Source organism: Niveispirillum sp. BGYR6, assembly GCF_027568365.1.
GTDB lineage: Bacteria > Pseudomonadota > Alphaproteobacteria > Azospirillales > Azospirillaceae > Niveispirillum.
Map to the genome: position 1 here is coordinate 153,037 of NZ_JANLNL010000008.1, position 17,400 is coordinate 170,436.

18 protein-coding genes are annotated in these 17,400 nt (G+C 65.5%); 11 read left to right on the forward strand and 7 right to left on the reverse strand.

The annotated features are described in order from the left end of the window. Positions 1-1,194, reverse strand: a complete 1,194-nt coding sequence (locus PCJ49_RS17010) for an MFS transporter (RefSeq protein ID WP_269911980.1) — start codon at positions 1,192-1,194, stop codon at positions 1-3. 123 nt (positions 1,195-1,317) lie between these two features. Here PCJ49_RS17010 and PCJ49_RS17015 point away from each other — a divergent pair, with 123 nt between their 5' ends. The 3 genes from PCJ49_RS17015 to PCJ49_RS17025 all read left to right on the forward strand — a co-directional run bounded on the left by PCJ49_RS17015 (position 1,318) and on the right by PCJ49_RS17025 (position 3,662). Further along, positions 1,318-1,818, forward strand: a complete 501-nt coding sequence (locus tag PCJ49_RS17015) for a MarR family transcriptional regulator (protein WP_269911981.1) — start codon at positions 1,318-1,320, stop codon at positions 1,816-1,818. 89 nt (positions 1,819-1,907) lie between these two features. Continuing rightward, entirely contained in the window at positions 1,908-2,291 is a 384-nt protein-coding gene (locus PCJ49_RS17020) for a hypothetical protein (RefSeq protein WP_269911982.1), read from the forward strand. A gap of 69 nt (positions 2,292-2,360) precedes the next feature. Continuing rightward, positions 2,361-3,662 carry a class I SAM-dependent methyltransferase gene (locus tag PCJ49_RS17025; RefSeq protein ID WP_269911983.1) on the forward strand — a complete coding sequence of 434 codons (1,302 nt, stop codon included), beginning with the start codon at positions 2,361-2,363 and terminating at the stop codon, positions 3,660-3,662. Here the strand turns inward: PCJ49_RS17025 and PCJ49_RS17030 are convergent. The 5 genes from PCJ49_RS17030 to PCJ49_RS17050 all read right to left on the reverse strand — a co-directional run bounded on the left by PCJ49_RS17030 (position 3,619) and on the right by PCJ49_RS17050 (position 7,980). After that, positions 3,619-4,416: a DUF6065 family protein gene (locus tag PCJ49_RS17030; RefSeq protein ID WP_269911984.1), complete on the reverse strand. Its 798-nt coding sequence runs from the start codon at positions 4,414-4,416 to the stop codon at positions 3,619-3,621. The two genes, PCJ49_RS17025 and PCJ49_RS17030, sit on opposite strands and share 44 nt — an antisense overlap. A gap of 35 nt (positions 4,417-4,451) precedes the next feature. Next, a complete protein-coding gene (locus tag PCJ49_RS17035) occupies positions 4,452-5,648 on the reverse strand; it encodes a DUF2336 domain-containing protein (RefSeq protein ID WP_269911985.1) in 1,197 nt (398 codons plus the stop codon). 3 nt (positions 5,649-5,651) lie between these two features. Next, on the reverse strand, positions 5,652-6,236 hold the full coding sequence (locus PCJ49_RS17040) for a MarR family transcriptional regulator (protein WP_269911986.1): 585 nt from the start codon (positions 6,234-6,236) through the stop codon (positions 5,652-5,654). A 225-nt stretch (positions 6,237-6,461) separates the two neighbouring features. Next, the gene (gene cysE, locus PCJ49_RS17045; protein ID WP_269911987.1) at positions 6,462-7,304 is read right to left on the reverse strand and encodes a serine O-acetyltransferase; all 843 of its coding nucleotides are present in this window, start codon (positions 7,302-7,304) and stop codon (positions 6,462-6,464) included. A 136-nt stretch (positions 7,305-7,440) separates the two neighbouring features. Beyond that, positions 7,441-7,980: a hypothetical protein gene (locus PCJ49_RS17050; RefSeq protein WP_269911988.1), complete on the reverse strand. Its 540-nt coding sequence runs from the start codon at positions 7,978-7,980 to the stop codon at positions 7,441-7,443. Between the two features lie 290 nt (positions 7,981-8,270). Between PCJ49_RS17050 and PCJ49_RS17055 the strand changes: the two genes are divergently transcribed. Then, on the forward strand, positions 8,271-8,678 hold the full coding sequence (locus tag PCJ49_RS17055; RefSeq protein ID WP_269911989.1) for an acyl-CoA thioesterase: 408 nt from the start codon (positions 8,271-8,273) through the stop codon (positions 8,676-8,678). 9 nt (positions 8,679-8,687) lie between these two features. On the opposite strand, the gene PCJ49_RS17060 is transcribed toward PCJ49_RS17055, so the two are convergent. Then, the gene (locus tag PCJ49_RS17060) at positions 8,688-9,662 is read right to left on the reverse strand and encodes a bile acid:sodium symporter family protein (RefSeq protein ID WP_269911990.1); all 975 of its coding nucleotides are present in this window, start codon (positions 9,660-9,662) and stop codon (positions 8,688-8,690) included. A gap of 246 nt (positions 9,663-9,908) precedes the next feature. On the opposite strand from PCJ49_RS17060, the gene PCJ49_RS17065 reads away from it, so the two are divergent. The 7 genes from PCJ49_RS17065 to PCJ49_RS17095 all read left to right on the forward strand — a co-directional run bounded on the left by PCJ49_RS17065 (position 9,909) and on the right by PCJ49_RS17095 (position 17,399). Continuing rightward, positions 9,909-11,330: a 3-isopropylmalate dehydratase large subunit gene (locus PCJ49_RS17065; protein WP_269911991.1), complete on the forward strand. Its 1,422-nt coding sequence runs from the start codon at positions 9,909-9,911 to the stop codon at positions 11,328-11,330. Positions 11,331-11,334: 4 nt separating this feature from the next. Next, positions 11,335-11,943, forward strand: coding sequence for a 3-isopropylmalate dehydratase small subunit (gene leuD, locus PCJ49_RS17070; protein WP_269911992.1), 609 nt, complete (start codon positions 11,335-11,337; stop codon positions 11,941-11,943). A 22-nt stretch (positions 11,944-11,965) separates the two neighbouring features. Beyond that, positions 11,966-13,174 carry a CaiB/BaiF CoA-transferase family protein gene (locus tag PCJ49_RS17075; RefSeq protein WP_269911993.1) on the forward strand — a complete coding sequence of 403 codons (1,209 nt, stop codon included), beginning with the start codon at positions 11,966-11,968 and terminating at the stop codon, positions 13,172-13,174. 3 nt (positions 13,175-13,177) lie between these two features. Next, the gene (locus PCJ49_RS17080) at positions 13,178-14,131 is read left to right on the forward strand and encodes a hydroxymethylglutaryl-CoA lyase (RefSeq protein ID WP_269911994.1); all 954 of its coding nucleotides are present in this window, start codon (positions 13,178-13,180) and stop codon (positions 14,129-14,131) included. Between the two features lie 29 nt (positions 14,132-14,160). After that, positions 14,161-15,558, forward strand: coding sequence for a DHA2 family efflux MFS transporter permease subunit (locus tag PCJ49_RS17085; RefSeq protein ID WP_269911995.1), 1,398 nt, complete (start codon positions 14,161-14,163; stop codon positions 15,556-15,558). 96 nt (positions 15,559-15,654) lie between these two features. Continuing rightward, positions 15,655-16,095: a YbjN domain-containing protein gene (locus PCJ49_RS17090; protein ID WP_089288164.1), complete on the forward strand. Its 441-nt coding sequence runs from the start codon at positions 15,655-15,657 to the stop codon at positions 16,093-16,095. Positions 16,096-16,223: 128 nt separating this feature from the next. Further along, on the forward strand, positions 16,224-17,399 hold the full coding sequence (locus PCJ49_RS17095) for a GGDEF domain-containing protein (protein WP_269911996.1): 1,176 nt from the start codon (positions 16,224-16,226) through the stop codon (positions 17,397-17,399). Position 17,400: the final 1 nt, after the last annotated feature.

Below are 17,400 nucleotides of genomic sequence, written 5' to 3' on the forward strand. Positions count from 1 at the left end.
TTACGCCTTAAGCGGCTTGAACCGGCTGGTGATGACCATCATCACCAGCACACCGATGGCCATGGCGGCCCAGGCCCAGGTCAGATCAGCGAACTGGTCACGCAGCCAGCCGGCCAGCAGCGGCATCAGGCTGGCAATCAGATAGCCGCCGCCCTGCACGATGGAGAGCAGGGCCCCGGCATCGGCCGGGTTCTCCGACTGGTCCATGGCCAGGATCATCGAGAGCGGGAACAGAGACCCGATCCCCAACCCCACCAGGATGCAGGCCGGCAGGGCGAGTGCCGCCGGGGCCAGCATCAGGCAGAGCAAGCCGCCGATCAGCAGGCTCAACACCAGAAAGACCGGCCCGCGCCGGTCGGGGAAGCGGCCGATGACGGCCGACACGGTCAGCCCGGCCACCACTTCCGTCATGGTGACGCCGGCCATCAGATATCCTGCCGCCGCGCGGTCCCAGCCCAACTGGGTGTAAAAGGGCGGCAGCCAGGCCAGCACCAGGGTGAAGGCCCCGGTGCCGATGCCGAAAAAGGCCAGCAGCAGCCAGGTCCGCCGCCGGCCCCACCAATTGACCGGGGCGGCGGCGCTGGCCGTGACCCGCCCGCTGGCGCCCGGCACATCGCTGCTGCTGACCAGCCAGAGCACCAGGGCCAGGGCCGCCGGCACCGCCCAGAAGGACAGCGCCCCGTTCCAGCCCAGCCATTCCGACAGGCCGGCGGCCGAGGCGGCGGCGATGGCCGCCCCGCCCATGATGGAGGTGGTGTAAAGCCCCATCATCCGCCCCACCTGATCAGGGTGGCGGCGCTTGATGGTGGCGGGCAGCAGGGCCTGCACCAGGGCGATGCCGATGCCGGCCAGCAGGGCCGTGCCCAGCATGGCCAGCCCGCCCAGGGGTGCTGCCCGCAGCAGGCAGGCCAGCGCCACCAGCGCCACGCCCAGGGTGATGCCACCGCGTTCCCCCAGCAACCGGCGCAGCGGCCCGCCCGCCATGGAAAAAACGCCCATGGCCACGATGGGCAGCACGGTCAGCAGGCTGGCGCCGGTACTGGATAATCCGGTGGCCGGCTGGATCAGGTCCAGCAAGGGACCGATGGCGGCCAGCGCCGGACGCAGGTTCAGGCCCAGCAACAGCATTCCGGCAATGGCCAGGGCGGCGCCAGCCCGCTGCGGCGTGGCGGCCCGCGTGGTACACATCGTCATGGTGACTCTATCCCTCTGGCTTTATTGCGTTTCACCAGGTTCACCCCGGTTGCCGCATTGCCTTTGCCTGCTGTATTATCTCACCAAATAATATCTTACTGCTAAGATATATAGGGGGCAGCCATGCGGGACCGGGCCGGGGAAGCGGCGGCACAATGGGCGCGGGAGCGGCCGGACCTGGATTCGCTGCCCATGGTGGTGATCGGCCGGTTGCTGGAGGCGGCACAACTGATCCAGCGGGACGGGCTGGCCCCGTTCCTGGCCGCGCATGGCCTGCAGCATGGTGAATTTGACGTGCTGATGACCTTGCGCCGGGCCGGCGCGCCCTTCCGGCTGACGCCGACGGCACTCTATGAGACGGCGATGATTTCCTCCGGCGGGATGACATGCCGGCTGGACCGGCTGGAAAAGGCCGGGCTGGTGGCGCGTCACGCCAACCCGGCCGACCGGCGCGGTGTGCTGGTGGGGTTGACCGATCAGGGCCTGTCCCTGATCGACGGCATTCTGGAACCCCATGTCGCCAATGAAGACGCCCTGCTGGCCGGGCTGGACCGGGCGGAGCGCCAGGCGCTGGATGGGTTGCTGGCCAAATTGCTGGCGGGCCTGCCCCGGCCGGGCGGGTAATGCCCCTTTTGGGGATCATACCGACGCAAGGTTGCGGGTACCATGCCACAGGCTGAACCATACCGGTAAGGACCGATTGGGAGGCGTTTATGGGGCCGCGCATATATGGGGTGGTTTGTGCCATGCTGCTGGTGGCCTCCGCCACCGCTGCCACCGATCCCCTGGCTGTGCAAAATTTGACGGTGCTGGAAACGGGTCAGTACCGGGCAGGCGAAATCAACATGCCTGTCGAGATCTGCCCCAAATTCCGCCCAACGGTGCGGCAGGTAACGAACTGGCTGCGCCAGGCGCGGGAAGTCGACAAAATGAAGTATTACGCCGAGGGCACCTGGTCCGGCTGTCGGGCGGTGGGGGAACTGACCCTGCGTGATGGTAGCCGCCACCGCTGGTATCTGGATGCCGGGGGGATCGCGATGATTGAGCAGGAAGGCGGGGCTTTACGCTATTTCATTGGGGAGGCGCTCATCCTGTGATGGGCCGCGATGGTGTGCGGGCGGCTTTCCTGCTAGAGCAGCGCATTCACGCCCACCGGACCGCCCGCCATGACCGATCATCCCTTTTCCCGTGAAGCCCAGGCTGCCGAATTGCTGGCCGGGGGCCGCTACCGCGCGGCCCGCCGCCTGCTGCTGCAAGGGCAGGGGCCAACGGGGCCGGGGGAACTGGCGTTGCTGGGCCGCGCCCTGATCGGGCTGCATGAACATGGCGCCGCACGGGCAGCATTGGAACAGGCGCTGGCCCTGGCGCCGGATGATCCAGCCATCCGCTTCGATCTGGCCCGGGCGCTGAACGGGTTGGGCCTGATGCATCTGGCCGTGCCGATGTTGGAAGCGCTGCAGGCCGCCCGGCCGGATGATCCGGCCCTGGCCGATGCGCTGGTCACGGCGCTCCGCCGCGATGCGCGGTACGAGGATACGATTTCTGTCGCCGAAAGCCTGGAAAAATCCGGACTGGTCACGGAAGAACTGCTTTATCAGCGCGCGCTGTCCGCCCACGCCCTGGGCGATGCGGTGGGCGCCCTGGCCATGTTCGACCGTTTGCTGACGCTTCGTGCTGGCCATGCCGCCGGCCTTTTCGCCTCCCATGCCTGCCTGCTGGCGCTGCAGGGGCTGCCGGCGGCCCTGGCCCGGCTGGAACAGGCGGCGGCCTGTCCCGGGGCCAACCGCAAATACCGCGCCTTTCTGGATGCCTATCGCAGCCTGATGGGCAAACCGGTCACGGATTCTAATGGTATCGGTGGCAATCAGGCTGTTCTGGAGGGGGCCTTGGCCCTGCGTCCGCATCTGGCCCCCGAGTGCCGCCTGTTCGGCCTGTCGGCCGATCTGCTGCGCCATGGGCTGGATCAGGCACAGGTGCCGGGGCTGGTGCTGGAATTCGGGGTGCGGCGGGGCACCTCGCTACGCCATATCGCGGCAGCGGCGGGCCAGCCGGTCCATGGCTTTGACAGTTTTGAAGGCCTGCCGGAAAGCTGGGGGAATGAGCCGGCGGGCACCTTCAGCACCGGCACCGATCTGCCCGCCATGCCGGGCAATGTCACCCTGCATCCCGGCTGGTTCGACCAGACCCTGCCCGGCTTTCTGGCGGCCCATCCGGGGCCGGTGCGTTTCGTCAATGTCGATTGCGATATCTACAGTTCCACCGTCACGGTGCTGACGGCGCTGGCCCCCCGGCTGGTGCCCGGTTCTGTGCTGGTCTTTGATGAATTCATCGGCAACCGCAGTTGGGCGGAGCATGAATTCAAGGCTTTCCACGAATATGCCGCCCATCATGGCGTGCGCTTTACCTATATCGCCGTCAGCCCCTTCACGGGTCAGGTGGCGATCCGGCTGTTATCTGTTGCGGGATGATGCCGCTATCCGCCCGCTCTTCCCGCCGATCGGCAAAGGCAGCGGGGCGGAGTTTGATGATATGGTCGGCATTGGCGCTGCTGCCATCCGGGCGGTTGCCCAGATAATAGCTTTTCTGCCATTTCGCCGACCGCGCTGCGGAGTCCGGCTGGGCCAGGTCGGCGTTGAAGCGTGTGCGCCCCTCCGACCATGCATGATATTCGGCCAGCAGGTCAGGCGTGTCGGACAGACGGCGGATTTCCGGTTCCACCTGTCCGATCAGGTCGCGCCGCACCGGGAACAGGCTGCAAAATGGCTCCCCCGCCTCAAACCGCACCCTCTGGCCGGGCCGGGTGAATTTCCAGTTCATGGTGAAGCTGTAGGGCGCCCAATCCGTTTCCACCACCCCGGTCAGCGGGGCGATGGCGTCCTTGGGCGCATTGGCCGGCCCTTGCACATACAGGTTCCAGCCCGGTTCGGTGCGGAACAGCGCCTCGACATGGAAGGTCAGGATGCCGGACCCGAAATGCGAAATGGCCGGCGCCCGGTCGCCGGCATCCAGCGTCACCTGCAGCGCCGATGGGCTGGTACCGCCATCCCAGATGGCACTGAACCCGATGGGGCAGAGAATTTCCCAGCCATGCGCATTGGCGATATTCAGCGGCAGGCAGCGATAGGCATAGCCGTCCGGCGTCGCATCCATCCAGTCCCGCGTTGCCGGTGCCGGCCGCAGCAGCGGTGGCGGATCATAGAGCGCGTAGCAGGTCAGCTTCATGCTTCGCCTTTCCAATATCCTTCCGGCGTGATCGGTCACATGCGTTGCGGCATCAGTTCCGCGCCGATATCCAGGCCGGGCTGGTCGGATATCTGCATCAACAGCTCATCCACCTCCCGTTCCGCCGTATCGGCATAACGGTCGAACAGGGTTTCCACCACCAGCGCCTGGAACTTTTCCCGCGGGCATTGGCCGCTGACATACTCGCAATCCAGCGCCACCTGCTGGGCGGTGCGGAATGGCCCGGTCAGGGCCGGGGGCACGGCGGCGGCATCCAGCAGGCAGTGCAGGCCCAGCACCCCGTCATCCCAGGCCAGGATGCTGGCGGCCTGGCTGGCAATATTGGCCCGTGCCGCCATGCCGGCGACAAACAGTTCCAGATCGCCGGCGCACAGCGCGCGGAACAGCACCTGCGGCGTCAGGCGGCCTTGGCGGAACAGGTGGCGGGCCACCATTTCGGCATCGTCCGGCGACAATAACAGCGGCTGCAGCAGGCGCAGCGTCGCCGCCTCCCGCCCGCCCTCGGCCAGCCTTCTGGCCAGCGACGGCTCTATATTATGGTCCTGGATCAGTTGCTGGCGCACATCTTCCGACACCAGGGCGATCATGCGTTCCACCATGGCCAGCGTGATTTCCGGCCGGGCGGCCACGCTGTCGGCCACCAGCCGGAACTGGCCGAACCGTTCGGCCGCCCGTTCCAGCGTGGTTTCCTTCACGGCGGCCCCGCGGTTGCGCAGCAGATGCACCACGGTCAGCACATTGCCGGTTTCCACCAGGGCGGCGGATACGGCGGCCGAGACACTGCGCCGTCCGGCAATGGCCAGTTGCTTCTGCGCATCGCGCTCCGCCACCACCTCCAGCAGCAAGGCTTCCGGCAGCCCATCCACATATTTCAGGATGGGGACGGCCACCTGTGCCACGTCGCGCACCAGCCGTTCGGCCAGATCGCTGGTCAGGATGGGGCTGTTATGGATCTGCCAGGCGACGGCGGCCCGCACCTCCGTTTCGGCATCGGCGGCAAAGGCGCGCAGAATATCCAGCGCCAGCCGCTTTTCCGTCTCGGTCAGGCTGCCTTCCTCCATCTCCGTGACCAGCTTGGCCATGGTCTCGATGCGGGATTCCGCACCGGGCTGGCGCAACAGCCGGTCAACATCCCGGCTGGTCAGCCGGGCACGGATGGCGGGCCGGGGCGGGGCGGCCAGATCCCCTTTCAGGCGGGGAACAATGCCCATGCGTCAGTCCTGGCCGCGGCCGTCATAGCGGACGATATCCCCCCACATGCGCTCCAGCCGGCGCAGCATACGGTAGGTGGTTTCCAGGTCGGTACCATCGGCCTGGTTGCGCAGCAACTGGGTGGCCTGCCGGTTTTCCAGCTTGCCGATTTCCGTACACAGCCATTCGCCCTTTTCCGACAGGCGCAGCCGGGCGGCGCGGCGGTCGCGTTGCGAGGCGGCGCGGTCGACATAGCCCTGTTCGACCAGATGCTTCAGATTATAGCTGGCATTGGAGCCCAGATAATAGCCGCGCTCCATCAGGTCACGGACCGACAGTTCGTCTTCCCCGATATTCAGCAGCATCAGCACCTGCATCGGGCTGATATCATCCACACCAATCCGGCCCAGTTCCACCCGCACCACATCATGCAGGCGGCGCTGCATATGGTCGATGACGCGGGCAATATCCCGATAGAGTGCCACAGTGCTGGCAGGCGAGGCGTCCCCGCTGCGGCCATCGGGCTGGCGAGCCTCTGCTGCCCGGCTTTCCACCGATCGTTCGGTGCTGTCGAGTGACCGGTCACCGATCCGGGTCAATCTGATCATCTTGCCAAATCCCTCTTCGCCCGCCGCCATCCGTCATCCCCTTTGGATCATCCCGCCGGATTTGCATCCACACGCATTCTATCCAAACGTCATAGACGGGCCGCACCCAGCGGGGCGGCGGCGCCTGCACATCAATCCAGTCCTAGATTATCGTCTATCCGCTGCACTGCAAGGATATCCGTCACAGATTTCCCCCATGCGGTGGAGATAGGACGGAAGGGGGGGTCAGATATCCGCGCCGGCATTCACATAATCGGCAAACACATGGTCCATCACGCGGGCCGGGTTGGCGCACCCGGCTTCCCCCACCACCTTGGCGGGGACACCGGCCACGGTGACGCAGGGCGGCACATCGCGCAGCACCACCGAACCGGCGGCCACGCGGGCGCAATCGCCGATGCGGATATTGCCCAGCACCTTGGCATTGGCGCCCAGCAGCACGCCGGAGCCGATCTTGGGGTGGCGGTCGCCATGTTCCTTGCCATTGCCGCCCAGATTGACCCCGTGCAGCATGGAAACATTGTCGCCGACCACGGCGGTTTCCCCCACCACCACGCCGGTGGCGTGGTCAATCATCACCCCCCGCCCGAAACGGGCGGCCGGGTGGATATCCACACCGAAGACGACGGAAGAGCGGCTCTGCAGGTAATAGGCGACGTCGCGCCGTCCCATATGCCACAGCCGATGGGCCAGCCGGTGCGTCTCCAGCGCCTGGAAGCCCTTGAAATACAGCACCGGTTCGATATGGCGGCCGCAGGCCGGGTCACGGTCCAGCACGGCGGCAATGTCGGCGCGGAACACCTGGCCCAGTTCCGGCTCTGCCTCCACCGCCGTCTGCAGCGCCTGCACCAGCAGTTCGGCCGGCATGTCGGTATGGTGCAGCCGGTTGGCGATGCGGTGGATGACGGCCGATTCCAGATTGGGCTGGTTCAGGATGGCGCCATAGAACAGGCTGGCCATCAAGGGTTCCGCCACCACCGCCTGCTGCGCCTCGGCGCGCAGGGCGGCCCAGATCGGGTCGAGCTGGGACACGAAGTCTGTGTTCTGGGCGGGCGCACGTGCGGACATGGGATCGGCCCCCTGCTTTCCATGAAGAATGGCTTTGCCGCCTATTTGATCACCGGCGATGCCTGGTGCAAGCAGGAAACACCTTGCCGCCCGGCATGGTTGCCACGCGCCCGGTGGGGGCCGGGCGCTCTGCGGCTCAGGCCGGGTCGTTCCCGCCATCCGCCAGGGCGCTGGCGGGGAAACTGTCGGGGAAAAGCCAGGGGCGCATATCATCCAGCAGCCGGCGGTTGCCCAGGGGCAGGGGCAATTGCTTGCCCGCATCGCTGGTGATGGCACCGGGGAAATGCCGGCTGGCCCGCCGTACCTGGCGCACCTCTTCCAGATCGCTGGATCGGGTGGTGATGAACAGGGCCTGCGGCGCCGGGCCGCCATCGCCCGCCGTCACCTGCCATAATTCATAAAGCACCCCATCATCCCAGGCGCGGTGCAGCGTCTGGATCCGGTGGCTGATGCCATCACGGCCAATCTGGAACAGGGCCAGATAACGCTCGCTGTTCAGGGCCGGCGGCACCGTCAGCGCCACGCCCCATTGCGCGGCCAGTGTTTCCGACAGCACAGACAGGCCATCGCGTCCGGCCGGCGGTTGTTCCAGCAGGGTGACGGCCTGTTCAATCACCCAGATCGCGGCCGCATCCAGGCTGGCAACCGCATCGCCCTTGTTCCCACCCATCACCATTTTGGCTTTCCACCTGTCCGGCATTGCCCATCCTGTCGGCCGGTTCCTGTTACGCATGTGATTGCCTGACCAGGGTTCCCATGAAGCCCAGCCAATTATGGTAAAGCCTGGGCATTGTTTTTGGTTGCAGCAATTTTCAGCCTTCTAACGCCTGTGATGGCAGGTCTGTCCATCCAGGATAAAGATTTGACAATAGATTTAAAATCGAAATGTATCGGCGGCGTGCAAGCTTTCTTGCGTCCAATCCCGCCGGCTGACATGGTTGGCGACAAGACCCGTGCCAGGATTGGATGATGCCGGATATCGCGAAGACAACCCCCAATGGCTGCCCAGTGGAACCGGCGGTGCGCACCATTGCCATGCCGGGGGATACCAACCCGGCCGGCGATATTTTCGGCGGCTGGCTGATGGCGCAGATGGATCTGGCTGCCGGCAATGCCGCTGCCCGCCGGGCGCGCGGCCGCTGTGCCACCATCGCGGTGGATGCCATGGTGTTCCATCGCCCCGTGCTGGTGGGGGATGAGGTGAGCCTTTATGCCGACATCACCCATGTCGGCCGCACCTCCATGAAAATCCATGTGGAGGCCTGGCGCCGCAGCCGGGAGGGGGAGGAGCGATTCAAGGTGACGGAGGCGCTGTTCACCTTCGTCGCCATTGATGGGGAGGGCCGCCCCCGCCCGGTGCCGCCGCTGGATTGATCCACATCTTCAGTCTGGCTGGCCGCCAGCCCGGAAGCGGCTGGCCAGCCAGGTGCAGACGATCAGCTGGATCTGGTGGAAGATCATCAGCGGCAGGATCAGCAGCCCCACCTGACCGGCGGAAAACAGCACGCCGGCCATCGGCACGCCGGAGACGAGGCTTTTCTTCGACCCGCAGAAGATCAGCGTGATGCGGTCCGCCCGGTTGAAGCCCAGCAGCCGCCCGGCCAGGGCCGACAGGCTCAGCACCAGCGCCAGCAGCACGGTGCTGGCTACCAGAATTGTGACCAGATCAAAGGGCGCCACCTTGTGCCACAGCCCTTCGGCCACGGCGGCGCTGAAGGCGGAATAGACCACCAGCAGGATCGAACCCCGGTCGCTGTAGCCGATCAGCTGCTTATGCCGCGCCACGAACGCACCGATCAGCGGGCGCAGCAAATGGCCGCCGACAAACGGCACCAGCAATTGCAGCAGGATCGATTCGATGGCGTGCAGCGAAATCCCCGCCTCCCCGTTGGTCTGCATCAGCAGGCCGACCAGCACCGGGGTGATGAAGATGCCCAGCAGGTTGGAGGCGGAGGCCGAACAGATGGCCGCCGGCACATTGCCGCCGGCCATGGAGGTAAAGGCGATGGAGCTTTGCACCGTGGAGGGCAGCAGGCAGAGGTAAAGCAGGCCCCCGGCGATGCCCGGTGACAACAGCCATGCCGGCAGCAGCCCCATGCCCAGCCCCAACAGGGGGAACAGCACAAAGGTGGTGGCCAGCACCGTCAGGTGCAGCCGCCAATGCCCGATCCCGGCCATGATCGCTTCGCGCGACAGCTTGGCACCGTGGAAGAAGAACAACAGCGCGATGGCGATATCCGCCGCCACATCGACCCACCCCACCAGCGCCCCGCTGGCGGGAAACAAGGCGGCCAGCCCGACCGTGGTCAACAGGGCCAGCAGGAACGGGTCGATCACCGTGCGCAGGAAACGGAACATGCGAGCAGACCTATATCATCATCGTCAGCATGGTCTGACTTAACCCCCATTTCCCGCCGCACCAACCCCGCCCGGCACATAGGTTCCATGCCCATCCCCCTTATGTCCGCCCGATAGGGGCGCCACGGTACGGTCAAAGCCATTATCGCGGGTGACAAGCCGCCCTGGTGCTGATAAGGGTATATCAATATACCATTTAAGGCCCGATCCTATCGGGCATGGTTCTCGGGGTTGGGGCAATCTCTCATGGCGAAAACGTTGGTGGAAAAGTTATGGTCACGGCATTGCGTCGCCGATCTGGGCGATGGGACGGACCTGCTTTACATCGACCGGGTGCTGCTGCATGAGCGCACCGGCTCCATCGCGCTGAAGGGGCTGGCGGAACAGGGCCGTGCCGTGCGGCACCCGGACCGTGCCTTTGTCTGTATGGACCATATTGTCGATACGCGGCCGGGTCGCGGTGATGAAACCCTGATGCCGGGCGGCGAAGCCTTCATCCGCGAAACCCGTGCGGCGGCCAATGCCGCCGGCATCCGCATCTTCGATATTGGCGATAACCGCCAGGGCATTGTGCATGTGGTGTCGCCAGAACAGGGCATCGCCCTGCCGGGGCTGACCCTGGTCTGCCCGGACAGCCATACCTGTACCCAGGGCGGTTTAGGGGCTTTGGCCTGGGGCATTGGCTCGTCAGAGGCGGCGCACGCGCTGGCCACCCAGACGCTGGTGGTGCGCCGCCCGCGTCAGATGCGGGTGCGGTTTGAAGGGGAATTGCCGGCCGGTGTCGGCGCCAAGGACATGATCCTGCACCTGATCGCCGCCCATGGGGCCGGTGGCGGGGCGGGCTATGCCATTGAATTTGCCGGGTCCGCCGTTTCTGCCCTGTCGGTGGAAGCGCGCATGACCCTGTGCAACATGGCCGTCGAATTCGCCGCCTGGACTGGCCTGTGCGCGCCCGATGCCAAGACCATCGCCTGGGTGGAGGGGCGGCCCTTCGCGCCCAAGGGGATGGCTTGGCATCAGGCCCTGGCCGATTGGGCCGATCTGGTGACCGATGCCGGTGCGATTTTCGACAAGGAAATCGTGGTGGATTGCGCCAGCCTCGCCCCCACCATCACCTGGGGCACCAGCCCGCAACATGCGTTACCGGTCACGGGTTTGGTGCCTGATCCCGCCCATGCTGCCGATGCCAACGCGGCCGAGGCCCAACGCCGGGCGCTGACCTATATGGGGCTGGAGCCGGGGCAGGCGCTGGCAGGGCTGCCCATCGACGGCGCCTTCATCGGCAGTTGCACCAACAGCCGCCTGTCAGACCTGCGGGCCGCTGCCGCCATCCTGAAGGGCCGGCATGTCGCCCCCGGCGTGCGCGCCATCTGCGTGCCCGGTTCCGGTCTGGTGAAGGCAGCGGCGGAGGCGGAGGGTCTGCATCGGATCTTCCTGGATGCCGGGTTTGAATGGCGCGAAAGCGGCTGTTCCATGTGCTTCTTCGCCGGGGGCGAGAGTTTCGGCAAGGGTGAGCGGGTGGTGACCTCCACCAACCGCAATTTTGAAAACCGCCAGGGACCGGGCACCCGCTCGCATCTGGCCAGTCCGGTCACGGTGGCGGCATCGGCCATTGCCGGTCGCATCGCCGATGCCCGCGCGCTGGCCGCCCAGCCGGTGGAGGCTTGAACCCATGGAAAAATTCATCCGCCTGACCGGCATCGCCGCCCCTTTGTTCCGCGCCAATGTGGATACGGATGCCATCATCCCGTCCCGCGAAATGAAGCGCGTCTCCAAGGAAGGCTTGGGGGAGGGCATGTTCGCCGACTGGCGTTACAGCGACGTGGCGAACCGGGTGGAAAACCCTGATTTCGTGCTGAACCGCGCGCCCTTCCGCCAAGCGCCGATCCTGCTGGCCGGGGCCAATTTCGGCTGCGGTTCCTCGCGCGAACATGCCGTCTGGGCCCTGAAGGATTATGGGGTGCGCTGTGTCATCGCCCCCAGCTTCGGGGCGATTTTCCAGGGCAATTGCGTGCGCAACGGCATTCTGCCGCTGGTGCTGCCGGAACCGGAGGTGGCTTCCCTGGTGGAGGCTGCCGGTCCCGCCCCGCTGGCCATCGATCTGGATGGCCAGACTGTCCACAGCGCAGACGGGCGCACGCTTTCCTTCAGCATTGCCCCGGCGGATCGGGAAATGCTGCTGGAAGGGCTGGATGCCATCGGTGTCACCCTGAAGCGGCTGCCCGCCATTACGGAATTCGAGGGTGCCTACCGCACCCGCCATCCCTGGATGTTTGCCTGATTTTCCTTTTTGAGGGATTGAAATGCCGAACGATAACAGCACCGCCCCCCTGCCGCTGGCCGGGCTGAAAGTGGTGGAATTCACCCATATGGTGATGGGACCGACGGTCGGCATGGTGCTGGGCGATCTGGGCGCCGATGTCATCAAGGTGGAACCGATCGGCGGCGACAATACCCGCCGCCTGCTGGGGGCTGGCTCTGGCTATTTCCCCATGTATGGCCGCAACAAGCGCAGCCTTTCCGTCGACCTGAAGTCGGAGGAGGGCAAGCAGATCGCCTTTGACCTGATCGACAAGGCCGATGTGCTGATCGAAAATTTCCGCCCCGGCGCCATGGAGGCGCTGGGCTTCGGGGAAAAGGCGCTGGCCGCCCGCAACCCCAATCTGGTCTATTGCTCGGCCAAGGGCTTCCTGTCCGGCCCCTATGAACATCGCGCCGCCCTGGATGAGGTGGCGCAGATGATGGGCGGCCTTGCCTATATGACTGGCCCGCCGGGCCGGCCCTTGCGCGCCGGATCGTCGGTGATCGATGTGATGGGCGGGCTGTTCGGGGTGATCGGCGTGCTGGCCGCCCTGATCCAGCGCGGCACGCTGGGCCGCGGCCAGACGGTGAAATCGGCCCTGTTTGAAAATTGCGTCTTCATGGTCGGCCAGCATATGGCCCAATATGCCGTGACTGGTAACGCTGCCCGCCCGATGCCGGTGCGCATTTCCGCCTGGGCCATCTATGACCAGTTCCGCACCAAGGAAGATGAGATCGTCTTTGTCGGCGTGGTGACGGATGGCCAGTGGGTCAGCTTCTGCAAGGCGTTCGGCCTGGATGATTTCGCCGCCGATGAGACGCTGGCCAAGAATAATGGCCGCGTGCAGGCGCGTGACCGGGTGATCCCGCGCGTTCAGGAACTGTTCCAGAATTTCACCAAGGCCGAACTGCTGCAAAAGCTGGAAGAAATCGGCCTGCCGTTTGCTCCGATCAACCGGCCGGAAGATTTGTTTGAAGATCCGCATCTGGTGGAATCCGGCGGCCTGCTGGAACTGCATCTGCCCGATGATCAGCGTTCCATCCGCCTGCCAGCCCTGCCGGTGGAAATTGACGGCAAGCGCCCGACCATCAGCCATGATCTGGCCAAGCCGGGCGCGCACAGCCGGCAGGTGCTGGCCGAACTGGGCTATGACACCGCCCGCATCGATGACCTGCAGGCCCGTGGCCTGATCGCCCAGGCGGAGGGTTGAGCCATGGCCGGCACGTTTATTGAAATCTCCGAGGTAGGCCCCCGCGACGGGCTGCAGAGCATCACCCCGATCATGCCGACGGCGGCCAAGAAAGCCTGGATCGCGGCCGAAGCCGCCGCCGGCGTGCGGGAGATTGAGGTTGGTTCCTTCGTCCCGGCCAAGGTGCTGCCGCAACTGGCCGATACGGCGGAAATCGTCGCCTATGCCCGCACCATTCCGGGGCTGACGGTGGCCGTTCTTGTGCCAAATCTTAAGGGCGCGGAAGCGGCCATTGCGGCGGGTGCCCATAAGATCACCATCCCGCTGTCCGTGTCGGAAACCCATTCCCTGCGCAATGTCCGCCGTACCCATGCGCAGATGCTGGAAGAAACGGCGGCCATTGCCGAGCGTATCAAGGCCCTGCCGCCGGAAAGCCGGCCCAAATTCGAAGGCGGGCTTTCCACCGCCTTTGGCTGCACCCTGGAAGGGGTGGTGCCGCAGAAAAAGGTGCTGGAAATCGCCGAGGCCCTGATGAAGGCCGGCTGTGATGAGGTGGGCCTGTCCGACACCACCGGTTACGCCAACCCGGCGCAGCTTCGTTCCATGATCCGCGCCGTGCGCGGCTTGGTGGGCGACCATGCCTGCAGCGGCGTGCATCTGCACAATACGCGCGGGCTGGGGCTGGCCAATGCGCTGGTGGCACTGGAAGAGGGCATCACCACGCTGGATGCTTCGCTCGGCGGCATCGGCGGCTGCCCCTTCGCGCCGGGGGCGTCGGGCAATATCGTTACCGAAGATCTGGTGTTCATGCTGGCGGCCATGGGCTTTGACACCGGCATCGACCTGGAAAAGCTGCTGGCCGTTCGGGATATCGTGAAGCAAGCCCTGCCGGAGACCGAGCTTTACGGCTTCACGCCCGATGCCGGCCTGCCCAAGGGCTTCGTGGCCGGCGCCCCCTATCCGCCGAATGAAAAGTGAGCACTGACGCGGCCCCAGCCGCCGGCCAGATGCCCAGCCGTCGCCAGATGCTGGGCTTCGGTGCGCTGGGGCTGGGCATGTTCCTGGCCATCTTGAATGTCCAGATCGTCGCCGCCTCCCTCGGCCCCATCCGCGATGGGCTGAAGGCCAGCGCCGATCAGATCAGTTGGGTCCAGACCAGCTATCTGATCGGCGAGGTGCTGATGATCCCGCTGACCGGGATGCTGACGCGCATCCTGTCCAGCCGATACCTGTTCATGCTCTCCGCCGGCGGCTTCGCGCTGGCCAGCATCGGCTGTGCCCTTGCCAGCAGCATGGATGCCATGGTGGTGGGCCGCGCCATCCAGGGTTTCATGGGTGGATCGATGGTGCCGGCCATCTTCGTGGCCGTGTTCCGCCTGTTTCCCGATGGCAGGCGCGGGGCGGCCATGGCGGCCGTCACCGTGCTGGGCACGCTGGCCCCCACCTTCGGGCCGACGCTGGGCGGGCTGGTCACGGCGGCACTCTCCTGGCACTGGCTGTTCCTGATCAATATCTTCCCCGCCCCGCTGATCATGCTGATCGGCTGGTACAGCATCAATTGGGACAAGCCCGACTGGTCGCTGGCCCGCCATATCGACCTGACGGGCACCCTGTTGCTGACCTTGGCGCTGGGTGCCGGTATTTATGTGCTGGAGGAAGGCCACCGCCATGGCTGGTTCGACAGCGCAACCATCGGTATGTCCAGTGCGGTGGCCCTGGTATCCGCCCTGCTGCTGGGCCTGCGGCTGCGCTTTGCCCCGCATCCGGTGCTGGATATGGCGCCCTTCCGCCAGCCGCTTTTCATCATCGGCAGCTTATATTCCACCCTGATCGGGGTGGGCCTGTTCGGCACCGTGTTCCTGCAGGTGCTGTTCATGGACCGGGTGCTGCATTTCGACCCCGTCACCATCGGCGTCGTCATGGGGGTTTCTGGCTTGGCGCAGCTCGTCCTCACCCCGCTGGTCGGCTGGGCCAGCGACCGGGTGGAACCGCGCCTGCTGCTGGGGCTGGCGCTGGCTTGTTTCCTGGCGGCATCCTGGTGGCTGGCAGGGGTTGGCACCGGCTGGGGGCAGGGGGATTTCACCGGCCCGCAGGTGCTGCGCGCCATCGCCATTTCCTTCATCTTCCCGCCGGTCAGCTTCATCAGCTTTGCCCGCGTCACCCCCCGGCTGGTGCCCGATGCCAGCGGTATTTTCAATCTGGTGCGCATGTTGGGCGGGGCGGTGGCCATTGCCGGCCTGAACAGCCTGATTTCCCTGCGGGAGGCCAGCCACCGTACCGCCGGCCTGCTGGGGCCGGAGGCACTGGCCCACGCCTTTCAGGATGCTTTCCGGCTGTTGCTGCTGCTGTTCGCGCTGGCCCTGCTGGCCTGCTTTTTCCTGCCTGCCCTGAAGCGCCGGACCTGAAAAGGGGGTTCCCCGTCTGCCAAGGGGGCTCTACCCTGGTTTGGAGGGTCTTCCCGTCGGGATGGCCTGCATTGAATGGGTAGAAGGCATTTTGTGATGTTGGACAAGTTGCTGCGCGGCGTGGCCATTGCCGATCTTGAAACGGCGATGGAACGGCTGGGCCTGTCGGCCACGCTGGAGACGTTGCCCAATGGTGCGCCGGTGCTGCGTTCTTCCATTGGCGGGCTGGCCTTCAATGTGCGGCCCGGCGGCTTGATGCAGGCCGATGACGGGCAGCGCCATGGCGATTTCAGCTTCAACCTGATGGTCCAGACCGAAAAGCCGGTGGATGGCAACATCCTGAATGAATGGAACCGGCAGAAGCGTTTCGGCCGGCTGTTCCAGCGCGATGATTTCCTGGTGCTGGAAATGGATGTGCTGGCCGTGGGCATCAGCGGTGACCAGATTCTGGCCAGCCTGGAAATCTGGGGCCGGCTGGTGGTGGAGGTCTTGACCTTCCTGCGTACCGCGCACGCCCCCGCCGCCGGTAATTCCTGAGCCAAGAGACTGTTCCGCCATGGGGTTTTTGTGCCATCATTTCTGCTGTAGGGGATTGCAGGAAAGAACATTTCCTCAAATGTGCCCTAAATTGTTAGAACAACAGGGTGGCACTACCTGGGGGCGGCATGAGTGTGGTGACCCTGTTGCTGGTCAATATGCTTTTGCATCTGACGGCCGGCGTCTGTCTGTTTGTGGCGGGGCGATCATTACGGGCAGGGGCGGCATTGTCCCTGTGGGGGCTGTCGAACTTGGTCTATACGGCTGGGTTCATTGTCCTGGTCCAGCGCCCCTCCCCCAGTCTGGATGCCTATTTCAGCCTGGGCGGCAATCTGCTGATCGATCTGGGGGCGGCGATCGCCTTTCTCAGCCTGCATCGCTTGCTGGGCGGTTCCAGGCATGATCTCTGGCCGCTGCTGCCGGCAGCGTTGCTGTCGCTGGCCAAGGTCGCCTTCACGCTGGCGGTGGAATATAATCTCTCCCTCAATATCGTGCTTGGCTGCCTGTCGCGGGCCTTGCTGGCCGGGATGGGCAGTTGGCTGTTGCTGCGCCGGGCGGAGCCCTGGCTGCGCCCGGCCGCCTGGATGGTGGCGGGGTTCCAGCTGCTCTGGGTGTTGCTGCTGCTGACCCGGGTGGTCTGGCAAGCGGCCTGGGCGTTGCGGCCGGATGCCGCCTTGATGGGGTCGTTGAGCGATCCGACCTCTGCCATCTCCCTGCTGCTGCGGTCGGTCATCACCTTCACCATGACGGTGGGTTTTCTCTGGATGATCAGTCGCCGGCTGGAGGCGACGCTGGTGCGGCAGGCGACGGAGGATCCGCTGACCGGGGTGGCCAACCGCCGCGCCCTGTGGGAAAAGGCGGAAAGGCTGATCGGCAGTGCCGCCTCACGGCGCGCGCCGCTCAGTGTGCTGATGGTGGATATCGACCATTTCAAAAGCGTCAATGACCGCTGGGGCCACGGCATGGGTGACCGGCTGCTGAAGGCGGTGGCGGGGGCATTGACCGACGGGGTGCGGACCGGCGACATGGTGGCCCGCGTGGGGGGTGAGGAATTTGCCATCATGCTGCCCGATGCTGATGCGGCCACGGCGGCGGCCGTGGCGGAGCGGGTGCGGGCGGCGGTGGCGCTGTTGCAGGTGGAGGGGGATGAGGGGGCTTTGTCCTGCACCGTCAGCATCGGCCACGCCACCCTTGCCCCCGGCCTGCCCTGGGAAAGGCTGATAAAGGCAGCGGATGAGGCGCTCTACAACGCCAAACGCGGCGGCCGCAACCGGGTGGAGGCCGCGGCCGCCCCTGTCGCCTGAG